This is a genomic window from Pseudomonas sp. B21-032, from assembly GCF_024748965.1.
Lineage (GTDB): Bacteria > Pseudomonadota > Gammaproteobacteria > Pseudomonadales > Pseudomonadaceae > Aquipseudomonas.
The window spans coordinates 5,586,550-5,600,968 of sequence record NZ_CP087180.1 but is presented as its reverse complement, the minus strand read 5'-3'; the positions used below and the strand labels follow the sequence as shown (position 1 = coordinate 5,600,968).

At 61.8% G+C, this 14,419-nt stretch carries 10 protein-coding genes; 3 read left to right on the top strand and 7 right to left on the bottom strand.

Annotation, left to right across the window (positions count from 1 at the left end):
* Nucleotides 1-11: 11 nt before the first annotated feature.
* Nucleotides 12-1,676, bottom strand: a complete 1,665-nt coding sequence (locus LOY54_RS25915; protein WP_258608497.1) for an FMN-binding glutamate synthase family protein — start codon at nucleotides 1,674-1,676, stop codon at nucleotides 12-14.
* Between the two features lie 114 nt (nucleotides 1,677-1,790).
* Complete coding sequence (locus LOY54_RS25910; protein ID WP_258608494.1) at nucleotides 1,791-2,693, bottom strand: LysR family transcriptional regulator; 903 nt, start codon at nucleotides 2,691-2,693, stop codon at nucleotides 1,791-1,793.
* A 97-nt stretch (nucleotides 2,694-2,790) separates the two neighbouring features.
* Between LOY54_RS25910 and LOY54_RS25905 the strand changes: the two genes are divergently transcribed.
* From LOY54_RS25905 to LOY54_RS25895, 3 genes are all read left to right on the top strand, one after another.
* A complete protein-coding gene (locus tag LOY54_RS25905) occupies nucleotides 2,791-3,993 on the top strand; it encodes an MFS transporter (protein ID WP_213602971.1) in 1,203 nt (400 codons plus the stop codon).
* An 8-nt stretch (nucleotides 3,994-4,001) separates the two neighbouring features.
* On the top strand, nucleotides 4,002-4,826 hold the full coding sequence (locus LOY54_RS25900; RefSeq protein WP_045201193.1) for a hypothetical protein: 825 nt from the start codon (nucleotides 4,002-4,004) through the stop codon (nucleotides 4,824-4,826).
* 125 nt (nucleotides 4,827-4,951) lie between these two features.
* On the top strand, nucleotides 4,952-6,166 hold the full coding sequence (locus LOY54_RS25895; protein WP_258608490.1) for an MFS transporter: 1,215 nt from the start codon (nucleotides 4,952-4,954) through the stop codon (nucleotides 6,164-6,166).
* Here LOY54_RS25895 and LOY54_RS25890 read toward each other — a convergent pair.
* The 5 genes from LOY54_RS25890 to LOY54_RS25870 all read right to left on the bottom strand — a co-directional run bounded on the left by LOY54_RS25890 (nucleotide 6,137) and on the right by LOY54_RS25870 (nucleotide 14,417).
* Nucleotides 6,137-7,291, bottom strand: a complete 1,155-nt coding sequence (locus tag LOY54_RS25890) for a lysozyme inhibitor LprI family protein (protein WP_045201195.1) — start codon at nucleotides 7,289-7,291, stop codon at nucleotides 6,137-6,139. The two genes, LOY54_RS25895 and LOY54_RS25890, sit on opposite strands and share 30 nt — an antisense overlap.
* An 86-nt stretch (nucleotides 7,292-7,377) precedes the next feature.
* Nucleotides 7,378-7,713 (bottom strand): hypothetical protein, encoded by a 336-nt coding sequence (locus LOY54_RS25885; RefSeq protein ID WP_258608488.1) that lies wholly within the window; start codon nucleotides 7,711-7,713, stop codon nucleotides 7,378-7,380.
* Between the two features lie 2 nt (nucleotides 7,714-7,715).
* A complete protein-coding gene (locus LOY54_RS25880) occupies nucleotides 7,716-12,011 on the bottom strand; it encodes an RHS repeat-associated core domain-containing protein (protein ID WP_258608486.1) in 4,296 nt (1,431 codons plus the stop codon).
* A gap of 12 nt (nucleotides 12,012-12,023) precedes the next feature.
* On the bottom strand, nucleotides 12,024-12,458 hold the full coding sequence (locus LOY54_RS25875; RefSeq protein WP_258608484.1) for a DUF1795 domain-containing protein: 435 nt from the start codon (nucleotides 12,456-12,458) through the stop codon (nucleotides 12,024-12,026).
* Between the two features lie 15 nt (nucleotides 12,459-12,473).
* Nucleotides 12,474-14,417 (bottom strand): type VI secretion system tip protein VgrG, encoded by a 1,944-nt coding sequence (locus LOY54_RS25870; RefSeq protein WP_258608482.1) that lies wholly within the window; start codon nucleotides 14,415-14,417, stop codon nucleotides 12,474-12,476.
* Nucleotides 14,418-14,419 lie beyond the last annotated feature (2 nt).

Here is a 14,419-nt window from a genome sequence, read left to right as displayed (position 1 = left end):
GCAACCCCGGCCTAGGCCGGGGTTGTTTGTTTTCGCCGCACAGCAGGTTTGATCGCCTGCATCTCGCCGCTCTCCGGCTCGAAGCTGTCGCTGCGGGCCATGCGCCACATCCGTGCATAGAATTCACTGTCGATCGAGCCGCTGAGCAACTCACCGGGCTTGAGGAACACATGCAACTGCGAAAACAGGCGGATCTCGCTGGCGCTGATGCGCCGCACCAGGTGCTTGGGCTTGAGCTCGGCCGGGTGATCCAGGCCAGCAGCAGCCAGCATTTCGGCCAGGGCATGCAGGGTGTTGCGATGGAAGCTGAAGACTCTGTCGGCCTTTTCCGGCACCACCAGGGCGCGTTGGCGTAACGGATCCTGGGTCGCCACGCCGGTCGGGCATTTGTTGGTGTGGCAGCTTTGCGACTGGATGCAGCCGATGGCGAACATGAAGCCGCGGGCCGAGTTGACCCAGTCGGCGCCAATGGCCAGCACGCTGGCGATGTCGAAGGCGCTGACGATCTTGCCGCCGGCACCAATGCGAATCTTGTCGCGCAGGTTCAGGCCCACCAGGGTGTTGTGCACGAACATCAGTCCTTCGCGCATCGGCACGCCGATGTTGTCGCTGAACTCCCGTGGCGCGGCGCCGGTGCCGCCTTCCTTGCCGTCGACGACAATGAAGTCCGGGACAATGCCGGTAGCCAGCATGGCCTTGGCGATGCCCATGAATTCCCACGGGTGGCCAAGGCAGAACTTGAAGCCCACTGGTTTACCGCCCGACAGCTCGCGCAACTGGCCAATGAACTGCAGCAGTTGCACGGGGCTACGGAAGGCGCTGTGCGCCGCCGGTGAGATGCAGTCCTGGCCCATCAGCACGCCACGGGTGGCGGCGATTTCGGCGCTGACCTTGTGCCCAGGCAGGATCCCGCCGTGGCCGGGTTTGGCGCCCTGGCTGAGCTTGACCTCGATCATTTTCACCTGTGGGTCGCCGGCCTGTTCGGCGAAACGCTGCGGATCGAAACGACCCTCCGGGGTGCGGCAGCCAAAATAGCCGCTGCCGATTTCCCAGATCAGGTCGCCACCGTGCTCGCGGTGATGGGGGCTGATGCTGCCTTCGCCGGTGTCATGGGCGAAGCGGCCACGTTTTGCGCCCTTGTTCAGCGCGGCAATGGCATTTGCACTGAGTGCCCCAAAGCTCATCGCCGAGATATTGAAGATCGACGCCGAGTAAGGCTGGCGGCACTGCGGGCCGCCGATGTTGATGCGAAATGAGGCAGGGTCGGGGGTTTCGACTGGCAGCATGGAATGGCTGATGAACTCGAAGCCTGGCCGGTAGACATCGTTGAGCGTACCAAAGGCCTTCTCGGCGCTCTCGTTCTTGGCCCGTGCATACACCAGCGAGCGCTGGGCCCGGGAGAACGGCAGCTTGTCATCGTCGCCTTCCAGCAAGTACTGGCGGATCTCCGGGCGGATGGTTTCGATCAGGTAGCGAATGTTGCCCAGGATCGGGTAGTTGCGCCGCACCGCGTGGTGGCTCTGGCGCAGGTCATTGAGGCCGACCAGGCTGAGCAGGACGCTGATGAGGGTGAACGGCCACAACCAGGAATGGGCAGAAACAAACGGCAGGCTGGCAAAACTGAAAACGAGACAGCCGACAAGGCAGGCGTAGCGGCTGGGAAGCGAAGCTTTCATGGATCTTCCGCTGATATGAGAGATCCTTCCTAGGATAGGCAAAGCGTCCGGCCAGAAAACCAGTGGTTTCGGTAAAACACTTTTATCCCGGGCGTGCTTGCCAGAGGGCCGTGCTCATGCGCAGGGTGTGGTTGCCCGGGCAAGTATTTGCAGAAACGCCTCGGCTGCCCGCGAGCGCCGCTGGCGGTGGCTGATGGCGAGCAGGTCGATGCTGGCGTCTGCTTCGTTCAGGGGCCGGTAGCACACGCCGCGCTGGTTCAGGGCACGGGTGCAGGCAGGCACCAGGGCAATGCCCTGGCCGGCGGCTACCAGGGCAATGATCGAAGTGATCTGCCGTCCGCGCGGGCCCCGCAGCAAGGGCAATTGGCAATGCTGGAACAAGCGCTCGATGGCATCGTTGAGCCCGGTGCCTTGCTCGTCGGTGTACAGCACCACAGGATGCGCTTGCAGCTGGGTGAGGCTGATGGTGTCGAGTGCCGCCAGCGGATCGTTCGTGGCCAGTGCCACCAGCAGCGGCTCCTGGTCGAGTGGCTGGACGTGCAGCTCCGTGAACTCCTGGGGTGGCAACAGCCGACTGAGGCCGATTTCCAGGGTGCCTTCGACGATGTTGCGCCATTGCGCGCTGGAGGCTTCTTCAACCAGGGTCAGGCGAACCTGCGGGTAGGCGTGGGAAAACTGCTGGATTGCCTGGGTGAAGTGGTCACTCAAGGCCACCGAGCTGGCATAGCCGATGCTCAACTGCCCGGCTGTGCCGGCGGCCAGCTTGGCGGCGAAGCTTTCGCTGCGTGTCAGTTGCTCCAGTACCCCGCGGGCGTAAGGCAGGAACTGCTGGCCTTCGCCGGTCAGGCTGACTGCACGGCTGCTGCGCTCGAACAGGCGAAAACCCAGCTGGCTTTCCAGGGCCGAGATCTGCCGGGTCAGTGCCGGTTGCGCCAGGTGCAGGCGCTGCGCGGCGCGGCCGAAATGCAGGTCGTCGGCGACGGCAATGAAATAGCGCAGCTTTCGCACATCGAGCATGTTGCACCTTGAGGTATCAATCGGTCGGAAATCGGTATTGGCCAGTGCCAATGACCGCACCTTATAAACAATACTCGTCACTGTAACGAGTTTTCCCATGCAATCGCGCCTGTCTGCCGCACGAATCGCGATGTTCCTCTGCGGATGCGCCGCGTTTCTGCCGCTCTACGCTACCCAGGGCATCCTCGCCGAGCTGGCGCAGAGCTTCGCCGTGGATGCGCGGCACGTCAGCTGGAGCATCACCGCCACGACCCTGGCCGTGGCCCTGGTCGCGCCCTTCGTCGGCGTGCTGACCCGGCGCTGGAGCCAGAAGACCGTGCTGGTGGCGGCAACCCTGTTGCTCAGCGTGCCGGGCTTGATGCTGGCAGGGGCCAGTGACCTGAACAGCCTGCTGTTCTGGCGCTTTGTCCAGGGCATGCTGATCCCGGTGATCTTCGCCACCAGCGTGGCTTACGTCGGCGAGCGCTGGCAGGGGGCGAAAGTCACCGAAGTTACCAGCCTGTACGTCTCCGGGACCATTCTCGGCGGTTTCGCCGGGCGTTTTCTGACCGGGGTCATGACACAGTACCTGGGCTGGCGCGAAGCGTTCATCCTGCTGGCGTTGCTGACCGTGCTGATCGGCCTGAGCATTCACCGGCTGCTGCCCAGCGGCGCGCGCCTGATCGAAATCACCATCGCCAACAGTCGTATCAGCATGCTGCGCAACCGACCGTTGCTGGCGGCCTATCTGGTTGGTTTCTGTGTGCTGTTTTCGCAGATCGCCACCTTCACCTATGTCGGCCTGCACCTGCTGGCCGCGCCGTTCAACCTTGGCGTTGCCGCGCTGGGTTCGGTTTATGCGGTGTTTTTGCTGGCGCTGGTGGTCACGCCGATTGCCGGCAAGCTGGCCAGCGCCAGGCCGCCGGCGCACTTGGTGGTATTCGCCGGGGTACTGGGGCTGCTGGGCTCGATGCTGACCTTGCTCAGCAGCCTGTGGTGGATCGTGCTGGGGCTGGCGCTCAGTTCCACCGGCGTGTTCCTGGCCCAGGCGGCGGCCAATGCCTTTGTTACGTCCACTGCCAGGCACAACAAGGCCGGCGCGGTGGGCTGCTATCTGACGTTCTATTACCTGGGCGGCAGCGTCGGTGCGCTGTTGCCGGCGCTGCTGTGGCAGCGCTGGGGCTGGTCAGGCTGTGTGCCGCTGATCATGGCCGCGCAGTTGCTGGTGATGCTGATCGCCTGGTTCGGCTGGCAGCCCACCGATTCCACCGACAAGAACGCGTTCAAAGAAACCGCTGACCCCTCCATTACAAGGACGTAAATACGCCAATGAACACCGTGATAGCCCTGCACAGCAAGCTGCTTTCGATCGTCGAGCCGGTCCTCAATGACATGCCGGCCAGCACCCTCAAGCACGCGTTGTTCGAAGCCTTCTGGGCGGTAGAAGAAGAGCTGATGGAGATTGAAAAGGCCTTTGCCCTGTTGACTGAGCGCAAGCATTCACCGGCAGTGCTGCGCAAGTTCTTCGCCAGCTGGTCGAAAACCAACAACTCCGCGGCCAGTGTCTCGGGCCTTGCCAACCGCCTGACCCTGCTGGCCCGTTCCGACGCCGGCTCCATGGCTGCCGACCAGCTGTATCGGGCCTGCGGCAGCCTGCAGCGGATCACCGATGAAGACCTCGGGGCCCTGGGCAATACCCTGCACGCCGATTTGTTCTACAACATGGCGACGCCCCTCTGCGGTGATGATCAGTGGATGCTCAAGGCCAACTGCCTGCCTTCGGCCCAGTCCTTCAAGGACTGGACCGATCGCCAGCGCCTGCGCGAGCGCGACCTGCTGCAAGGCCTGCTGACCACCCTGGTGCATGAGGTTTATACCCACGGCGAGGTCGAGTTCATCCATCCGTTGTTCAAGCAGTGGTTCGTCCGTGACATGGGCATACCGGCAGAGCGCGCGCGGGCAACGGTGGCCTGGGTCACCGTGCACACTGGCGGCACCGAGAGCAATCACTTTGCCCACGCGGTGGCGGCGGTCGAGCAGTTTGTCGAAGCCATGCAGATCAATATCGACCAGGCGGCGGCGCGAGAGATTTTCGAGCACTACCTGCGGTTGAAGGCTGGCGTGATGAAGGAATGCGCCGAGCTGTTGCACTGACCGCTGGATAGGCCGCGCGCAGGCACAGTTCGCTGCCGGCTGAACCCAACTCCGGCAGTTTTATAACGGTCGTGGAGTAAGGCCATGCTACAAGGCAGCTCCACTTCGCCGAGTGACGTCCGAGCATGTCCGCCATCCGTACCGAACAAGCTGCCCCAGGCTTTGGCCTGCTGTGCCTGGCCAGCTACCTGCTGTCGTTGTCCTATGGCTCGACCTTCCTGTTGTCGCTGTTGGTCAGCAGCCGTGGCGGCAACGAGCAGGATGCCGGGCAGATCATTTCAGTTGCCATGCTTAGCACCATCGTCGCCGTACTTGGCAGTGGCCATCTGGCCGACCGCTTGGGTTCGGCACGAGCCATCGCCCTGTCGGCGCTGAGCCTGGTGGCGGCTTGCCTGGGCTTCGCCCTGGTGCCTGGCACCGGCGCGGGCTTGATGCTCTGCGGCCTGATGCTGGGCCTGGGTTGGGGGGCTTTTTACACCCTGGGCCCGATCCTGGTGGCCGAGCGGGTCGAAGCCCAGCGGCGTACTCACTGCTTCGCTTTGCTCTCGGGCAGCATGATGAGCGGCATCGGTTCCGGGCCGCTGGCGGGCAAGCTGGCAGCGCTGTTGCAACTGCCGGTGCAGACGGCGTTCTACACCGCCGCGGGTGCCGCAGTCGCGGGCCTGCTGATCTTCAACCATCTAGCCCGCCAGCCACGGCACGCCACTCAGCCGGTTGGCATCAGCCGCCGCGCTGGCGCAACCGTACTGGCCTCGCCCGCCCGCTGGCCGATTCTCATGGTCGGCCTGGGCGGCGCGATCTTCGGTGGTCTGGGCAGCTTCCAGACCTCTTATGCCGCCGGGCGCGGCCTGGATTACTCGCTGTTCTTCATCGGCTTCATGAGCGCAGCCATCAGTTGCCGTTTGCTGATCGCCGGCTGGGTGGTCAAGCGTGATGCCTACCGTGCCTCGTGCCTGCTCTCGGGCTTTATCGTGCTTGCCGTGCTGGCGCTGGGCTGGTGGGTACAGGGCAACCTTGGCTATCTGCTGGCCGCAGCACTGCTGGGGGTTGGATACGGTCTGAACTATTCGGTAATCAACGGCCTGGCCGCCAACCAGGCACCGCCCGGGCATACCCCGCAGGCCTTGCTGCTATTTAGCCTGGCGTACTTTCTCGGGGTGTTCGGCTTTCCCTGGCTGGCCGGGCAGCTGATCGTCAGTGGCGGCACCGAGGCGATGATGCTGTGTCTGCTGCTGGTGGCGTTGCTCAACTGGGCGGTCAGCCTTGGCCGCCTGTTCGGGCGCAGGCGCGCCCGTAGCGTTGCGCAGGCGTTACTGGTCCGGGGCGATGGCAAACATTAACTGGTCGGCTTCCAGGTAAACGATCGCCTCGCGGCCGATGACATCCACCGGGCGAGCGGCAACTGCCTCATGCTCGGGGACGATCTTCTCCAGGCGCTTGGTCACAAGGTCAACCCTCCAGATGCAGGCGAAGCCGCCGTTGTTATCGAAGTACAGGACCGGCCGGGTCGGGCTCCAGGTTGGGTTGACCAGGCTCCAGCCGCCGGCATCCTTGTCCATCACCCGGTCGTAGGGGTTGCTGTCGCCGGTAAGGTGCGGGTAATAGATCAGCAGGCCGGAGTTATCGTGATTGAGGTCGCCGCTGATCTGCGCCTTGGCGAAACGCTTGCTGTTGGACTCGGCCGCGTACAGTTGCGTTGAAGGCTGCGGCGTGGCCTTGGAACCCAGTGTGTAGGCCATGCTTTGCTGCGCCTCGCCGCTCATTTTCTGCCGGTAGTAGAACACCCCGTCAATGATCCCGGCATAGCGCCGGCCCTGATCGTTGGCGGTGATACTGTTCCAGCCATCAAAGCGCACATTGCGCGCGAACGGGTGCAGGCCAGGGCGTGCGTCGGAGTATTCGTAGAGGGTGCCGATCGGGCGGCTGTCATAGATATTGCCGGGGTTGCTGCCTTCGTCATCCTGCTTTTCGGCAACGAACAGCACCACGTTCAGCACGCCATCGAGGGTGGCAACGTCCACCAGATAGGCAAAACTGTCTTCGCTCATGTCGGCAACGGTGGCCAGGGGAAAGCGCTGCCACGGCTCATCCTCGACCTGGGTATAACGCTGGTCGCGGGGCAGGGGCTGCAGGCTTTTGGGATCAACCTGGGAGAGTGCCGGTACTGGCGTCAGCAGTTTGATCTGCTGGTCGTAGGCGACTTCCAGGCAGGCGGCAGTCTCGCAGCGGTTACGGACCTCGCGCAGCCAGAAGTTTTCCAGCTCGCGGAAGATCTTGCGGTCCTTGAGCGGCTTGTAGCGCTCGTTGAGCGTGTCGTCCTTGGCCGACAGCGACGGTGTGGTGCAGATCGCGGTTTCCAGCAGGGTGCTGGCCTTGCTGCAGTCAAAGCCTGCGGCAAGGGTCGCGGGGCTGTGCAGGCAGGCAGCGAACAGGGCAGCAGGAAGCAAGCGCGCGGCGGCTTTCATCGGACATCCATGTGAGGTTGAGCAGGGTGCGGATGATACGTCAGCAAGGGCCATTGCGGAATCTGCCGCAGCAATGTGCCTGGGGTTCATTGGCCGCTGAGTTGTGCGCTCAGGTAGCAATGCAGCTGCTCTGCAATGATCTCTGCGTGTGCAGATTTGACGATCAGGTTAAAAAAATAATATTGCTCGAACAGAGGCTCGATATCGATCTGAGGCACAAGGTAGAACGCAACATAACTTGTGTAGATCGCTTTCACTGCTTCGGAAATTTCTTCGAGGTCCCCTGACAGATTGGTAATGTCGTAGAAAACATTCTTGTACGTTTCATTGATGTCGCTGATCTCTATGTAGGGCGCCTGCTGCCGCTCGCACTGTTCCCAGTGGCTCTTCTGATTTTTGCTGTTTCGATGGGTGTAGTTCATCTTCAGTCCTTTATCTTGAAGTCAGTGACGTGGGTCATTTTCCCTTTAGGATCGAGCTTGGCCATGTAGTGGACGTTGACCCCGTTTACTTTACGCTCCATTTTTGACCAGCCCTTGCCTTTGAAGTGAGGGTCTCCGATCTGGTCGGGCTTGATGATCTCTATCCCGTTTTCCGGATGTTTCTTGACATGATCCAGAGCGAACTCTTCGTTGCGGTTCCGGGGTCTGGTGCGCCCCGTTGATTTGCTTTTTACCCGTCGGGGTTTTCGGAAGCTGCATTTCTTCTTCCAACCCAGCGGGTCGATCCAGCCGAGCGGATTCGGTGCGTACTGATAAAGGTTGATGCCCCCCAGCAGGCCGATGGGATCGGGTGTGGTGAAGCGTCCGATATCAGGATCATAGAAGCGAAACGTGTTGTAGTGCAGTCCGCTTTCCCGATCCAGGTACTGCCCTTGGAACCTGAGATTCTGCTCTTCGAGGTAATATCCTTCGCGGGTTTCCTGCAGGGTGTTGCCCCATACCAGATAGCGCGCCTGCCAGAGAACGTCACCCTTGAATTCGGTCAATTGCTCTGGCAAGCCGTTAAGGTCGTTGTGGTAGTAGCGCACGTGTTGTTGTGCGCCAGCGCCGTCGACCCGCGCCAGAGGCTCATGGCTGTCCTGATCATAGAGATAGAGACTGGTTCGGCCATGCTGCTGCTCCAGCAATAGGCGCAGTCCATCCCAGGTAAAACGGGTCTTTTCCAGCAGATTGCCAGCATCGTCGTGCTGGCTTTTTTCGACGCGTCGACCCAATGGGTCATAACGCATGTTCAGCACCCGTTCTCGGCCGCCGATATGGCTGCGGACCTGGATCAAGCGGTGTTCTGCGTCGTAGCTGAACCGTTGCACGCCGTGGCGGCTGCTACGTTTTTCGATCATCCGACCAAAGGCGTCGTAGCGATACCGCTTGTCTTGGTAAGAAAGCAAACGATTATGGCGGACAAGGCCCTTTCCGAGCTCTGAACCGTCGAGCAGATTAGCCGCGGCATCATAGGCAAAGACTTCGCTCTGGCCCTGACCTGTGTTCTGGCTGGCCATGATGCGAGCGCTGGCATCGTAATGCAGCAGTTGCTGGTGCTGGCCTGCAAGATCCTGATTGAAACGACCGATCAAATTGTCGGCAGGGTCGAAGTCAAAGCGTTGTTGAACGGGCGCTGGTAGCTGTGGCGGCTGCTGGAGTGAACGACGCAGCCGGGAGCGCAGGCGGCCGCTACGGTCGTACTCGCTGCGGGTGCAGAGCTGTCCCTGGGAGCGAAACACTTCTCGATGCAGGCGGTCGCGCTCGAAGTCACAGATCACCTGGCCATCGAGATTGAGCTGGTGCAGATGGCCACTGCCATAGTAAAGACGATTTAGCCAGCGGCCGTCGCCCAGTCGGGTCTGGGTCAAGTTGCCAAGTTCATCGTAGTAGTGCTGCAGTAAGCCGGCCTGACTGCAGTCCTCAACAAGCTGTCCGAGTTCGTCATAGCCGAATTCCAATTGTTCGCTGTTGCCGCTGGTATCGGTGAAACAGATGGCGATCAGGTGATCAAGTGCGTCGTAGCTGTACTCGGTTAATCCATCGTCAGTGCGTTTTTGGATTACCCGGCCGGCTGCATCCAGTTGGTAGTGGTGACAGATCGGTTTGAGTGTCGGCTCGTTGTCATCGGGCGCCGGGACATAGGTCTGAGCCGTAACGTTGTTCAGCGCATCATAGTGATAACAGCGGGTGCTTGAATCCAGATACTCTTGCTGGGTCAAGCGATCTCCTTGATCCCAGGCGAAGCGATAACGCTCACCATTTTCGTTGGTCAGCGTGAGCAAACGGCCGTAGGCGTCATAGCCGTACTGAACTTTGCGCCCGTGCGGATCGATGCGCAGGTGCAGCTGACCGCGACGGGTATAGAGGAACTGGGTGGTGTGCCCGGCCGGGTCGGTATGGGTACTGAGCTGACCGTTGCAGTGATACTGGTAAAGGTCGCTGCGCCCATCCGGTAACCGTCGCAGTTGCAAGCGGCCTCGTGCGTCGTATTCATATTCGGTACGTTCGCCGAGGGCGTCGGTGACAGATTGTAGATGGCCACGACGGTCATAGTTCATACGGGTGGGATAGCCCGAACAGTCAACCTGCTCACTGAGCAGGCCGTAATCATTCCAGCGCAAGTGTTGGCGCTTGCCTGTAGCGTCGATCACCTCTACCACTTGGCCTCGTTCGTCGTAGCGATAGCGAGTTATGTTGCCTTGTGGGTCGGTTTCACTGCTGCAGTTGCCGCGCTGATCGTAGCTATAGCTTCGCCGATTGCCTGCGTAGTCGGTCTCTACTCGGGGTAGAGACCAATGCTCCAGCCATAGGGTTGACTCGCTGCGCCCGAGTGGGTCGATGCTTTCGCACAGGTTGCCGGACTCATCGTACAGGTATTGCCATTGCCCACCTTGCGGGTCGGTGGCAGCGAGCAACTGGCGCTCGTCGTTCCACTCGAAGCACCAGGTGTGGCCGAGGGCGTCGGTGTATTGGGTGATCTGGTACTGCGGGTTCCAGTGGCGGCTGCTGACCCGTTGCAGGCTGTCGGTGATCCGGGTGATGCCGGCCTCGATGTCGTAGTCGAAACGATACTCGTCGCCATCATCGGTCCAGTGCCGAGCGACGCGCCAGTCGTCGGCAGCGCGAGTCCATTCGTAGAAGCAGCGCAGGCCGCTGGGCAACTGGTGCTCGACCATGCGTCGGCCCTGGTCGTAGCTGAAGCTGCGTTGCAACTGGCCATTGGCGTCGCGCACCTGGGCCAGGTCGCCGTTGTCGTCATAACCATAACTGACCAGCAGTTCGGATGCGCCGTCGCTATACAGGCGCTCGAGAGAACTGATCCGCCCTGGCCATTGAGTGCTGTAATGCAGTTGTACCTGGATCAAGTCGAAGGTATCGCGCAGCCCGGTCAAACGACCACTGGCGTCGTAATCAAGATAGATGCGGTTATCGTTGCGGTCACCCAATTGCGCCAGGCGCAGGTGCAGTGGGTCGTTCGGAGTCGGCTGGAACAGGCGATACAATCCGTCGGTACGCTCGATCAGCAGTTCACCGTTGTGCTCGCGGCGTACACTCAGGCCTTCACCTGCGCTGAAGACGGCATCGCCCCGGGGTATGTGGCCCATGTCGATAATACGCGCCTGATCGTCGGTAAACAGCACTCGCTCGCCGCCTTGCGGGTGTAGTTCGATCCTGACAAATACCTCGTAATCGACGCTCCAGCCCGCACCGAAAAGGCCATCGTGGCGGGTGTCACGGCTGCTGTAGAAGCGCTGCCACTCCAGCGGGATCAAGCCGGGCAAGCTGAAGTCCAGATCATCGTCGTCAGCAAGAACCTTGGCCCCGGTGGGGCTATGGACCGGATGCGCAGAGCCGGCTACAGCGGATGTCAACGCACCTGCTACCTGCTCGGTCAGGTAGGTAGCAACGCCACCAATTACCATACAGCCCAGTTCGCTGTAGAACTTGCCGCCACGCCCGCGCAGCAGCATCAAAGCGGTTATCGCCAGGCCGATGCCCGGGGTCTTGCCACTGCGAATCTCGCGGACCACGATCGAGCCGCCGCCAATGCGCACGTTACTGGAGATCAGCCCGGCGTCGACGATCACCGCCTCGCAGGTGCTGCGATCGCCGCTGCGGCAAGCCGGATGGCCGTTGATGGTGACCTTGCTCGAACCTTCGGCCAGGTACTGCGGCGGCATTGGCGGGTGCTTGCTGCAGAGGATCTTGTCGTCGTCGGCAGGCTCGGTGTTTGGTGCGGGGCTGGCGACCGTGGGCCGCCACATCTGCGAGAAAAAGCCCTTGGCCATGTCGAGGAAGCTTTCTTCTTCCTCTTCGGCAGGTGGCTGGGCGGCATCACTGCCAGCGGGCGCCGCCGCGGCGACGATGACGCCAGCAGCGCGGGCGGCCGGTTTGCCATTGGTGTGGGTGTTCTTCGAGCCGGTGAGGATGTTGGCCTGCACCGAGGGCGGGAACAGAAAATTGCCGATACCCTCGCATAAACTGCTTAAACCCTTGTCGGCCCCGGTCTTGCTCATGGCCACGCCGACCACGATACCGACCACCGCGCCGAGCACGAAACAGCCCAGGCCGCCGGTAACCACGGTCAGCCCCAGCGCTGCGGTCACCGCCGCGGTGGCCAACATGCCGATGGCGACGTTGGCGGCCACTTCCAGCACACCGCCGACGATGTCGGCCATCATCGAGGTGTGCATCAGCGCATCGCCCTGGCGGGCGGCCCAAAGAGCGTCAGACATGCAAGGTGCTCATCAGGCCAGGGTGTCGAAGTTCAGTGATTGCTTGATCGCTGCCCAGTGCGCAGCCTCGGCATCACCCAGCGGTTGGGCTTTGACGTAACTCAGGGCGAACATCTTGCGCGTGCCGGGCAGTACCAGGGCCAGTTGGTACTGGAAGACCTTTTCGTTGCCCTTGCTGAACTGGCTGCGCAGCTCGATGCCTTCCACTGTCTGCTCGGCGCCCAGGCACACGGCCTGGCCCGGCTGGAAGCGCAGGTCCTTGACCTGTTGTTGCAGGCGCTCGAGCTGGCCGTCGAAGTTGCTTTGCAGGGTTTCGCCGTCGGCCAGCAAGCTGCGGCTGATGATCAGCGAGGTGCCGAGCTTGGCAAAGCGCAGGATGTTGATGCTGGTGTCCTGCACTTCGGCATCGGGCAGGGCGAGCTGGAATTCGTTGAGGCGATAAGTCATGACGCGAGAATCTCTTTATTGGCTGGCTTTGGGCTTGGGGAAGATCGCTTCCACGGCACCGTCGATGGTGCCTTTGACGCCTTGCCCGTCCGCAGTGGCGCCGGGGGCGCCGCCGATGTTCAGGTCCAGGGTGCCGCCGGTGTTGAACTGGGCATTGCCTTCGGCGTTGAAGTTGAACTGCACGCCGGTGAGGTTGATCTGGCCGCTGGCGTTGAGTTCGAGCACGCTCTTGCCGCACACCAGGCGCAGGTTTTCGCCAACCTCGATCAGGTAGCTGCGGCTGATGCTGTCGGTCTTGGTCGAGCCCACCAGCAAAATGTCATCGCGCTTTACTGCGCGAATACGGTCTTCGCCGATGGTTGCCACTTCACTGAAGTCCACCACCTTGTTGCGGTTGTGGCCCACCCAGTGGCTCTCGTCGTTCTCGACTTCGATGTCCTGGTTGCGCTCGGCGTGGATGTACAGCTGCTCGGCGCCCTTCTTGTCCTCCATGCGGATTTCGTTGAAGTTCGCCGGCGTGCCGCCTTTGCTCGAGCGGCTTTTCATCCCGCTCTGGGTCGCATTGGCCGGCAGGTCGTAGGGCACCGTCTGCTCGGCGTTGTAGACCCGGCCGGTGATGATCGGCCGGTCGGGGTCGCCTTCAAGAAAGCTGACGATCACTTCCTGACCGATCCGCGGGATCTGCATCGAACCCCAGTTCTTGCCGGCCCAGGCCTGGGACACGCGAATCCAGCACGAGCTGTTCTCGTTGGACTGGTCATGGCGGTCCCAGTAGAAGTGCACCTTGACCCGGCCATACTGGTCGGTCCAGATCTCTTCCCCGGCCGGGCCAACCACGATGGCGGTCTGCGGGCCCTTGACCTGCGGGCGCAGGGTGCTGGCCAGGGGGCGGAAGCTCTGCTGCGCATCGATGCAGCTGAGGTTGCTTTCGAACTGTGCATTGCCGCCGCCGGCGCCGGTTTCCAGGCGCTCCTGGACGATGTAATAGCGGGCACCGACGATCAGGTATTCGCGATTCTGGTCCTGGCGGCTGAAGCCGCTCATGCTGAACAGGTTGCCTGCCGCCAGGCCGCGGGCATTGCCGCGCAGTTCGATGCGTTCATGCAGGCTTTGCAGCGCTTCGATACGGGTACGGGCGTAATGCTCGCCGTCCTCACTCTGCACATAGGTGCCGGGGTAGTCGTACAGCGGGTAGTCGCCGGCGCTGTGCGGGCGCGGCATTAGCGAGCGCACGTCGATGCGCGCGCTGGGGCGCTGGAAGTCGTAGTCGTTAAGCTCCAGCGAGCCGGACTGCACCTCCTGGGCCAGGTGCCAGTCGTTGAGGTGGTCACGCTCGCGGTGCTGACCATCAGGCGGAAAGTACGGCACCGACTCGTAGCCCGGCACCACCTGGTGGGCACCATAGGCATCGGCCAGCACCAGCACGTGGCGGTCCTTCTCGTGGCGGAAGTAGTAGTAGATGCCTTCCTGTTCCATCAAGCGGCTGACGAAGTCGAAGCTGGTCTCGCGGTACTGCACGCAGTACTCCCACTCGCGATAGGGGCGGCTCAAGCTGTCTTCGAAGTCGGAAAAACCCAGGTCGCGAAACACCTGCTTGATGATCTGCGGGATGCTCTGGTTCTGGAAGATGCGGCAATCGGAGGTCTTGCTCAGCAGCCACAGCCAAGGCCGCAGGGTTACGCGGTAACTGGCGAACTGGCCGCGGTCGATGCTCTGGCTGCAGCGCGAAACAATGCCGTGAAAATACCGCGAGCGGCCCAGGTCCAGTTGCAGGCTGAGGCTCATGGGCTTGCCGAGCAACTGGTTGAGGTCGATGGCCGAGTTGTCCGAGGTCAGTTGCAACTCGTAGTCGAACAGCCGCCCCAGCTCTTCGCCGCCGCCCATTTCCGCCAGGATCAGCGCATCCGGGCCCAGCGGGCTGTTGATCTGCGCCAGTCGGGTGAATTGCTTGAATAGCATCG

Coding starts and splice junctions, on each gene's coding strand:
- LOY54_RS25890 (WP_045201195.1), bottom strand. CDS start 7,291: ATGAAAGCCGCCGCGCGCTTGCTTCCTGCTGCCCTGTTCGCTGCCTGC.
- LOY54_RS25885 (WP_258608488.1), bottom strand. CDS start 7,713: ATGAACTACACCCATCGAAACAGCAAAAATCAGAAGAGCCACTGGGAA.
- LOY54_RS25880 (WP_258608486.1), bottom strand. CDS start 12,011: ATGTCTGACGCTCTTTGGGCCGCCCGCCAGGGCGATGCGCTGATGCAC.
- LOY54_RS25900 (WP_045201193.1), top strand. CDS start 4,002: ATGAACACCGTGATAGCCCTGCACAGCAAGCTGCTTTCGATCGTCGAG.
- LOY54_RS25875 (WP_258608484.1), bottom strand. CDS start 12,458: ATGACTTATCGCCTCAACGAATTCCAGCTCGCCCTGCCCGATGCCGAA.
- LOY54_RS25870 (WP_258608482.1), bottom strand. CDS start 14,417: ATGCTATTCAAGCAATTCACCCGACTGGCGCAGATCAACAGCCCGCTG.
- LOY54_RS25910 (WP_258608494.1), bottom strand. CDS start 2,693: ATGCTCGATGTGCGAAAGCTGCGCTATTTCATTGCCGTCGCCGACGAC.
- LOY54_RS25915 (WP_258608497.1), bottom strand. CDS start 1,676: ATGAAAGCTTCGCTTCCCAGCCGCTACGCCTGCCTTGTCGGCTGTCTC.
- LOY54_RS25905 (WP_213602971.1), top strand. CDS start 2,791: ATGCAATCGCGCCTGTCTGCCGCACGAATCGCGATGTTCCTCTGCGGA.
- LOY54_RS25895 (WP_258608490.1), top strand. CDS start 4,952: ATGTCCGCCATCCGTACCGAACAAGCTGCCCCAGGCTTTGGCCTGCTG.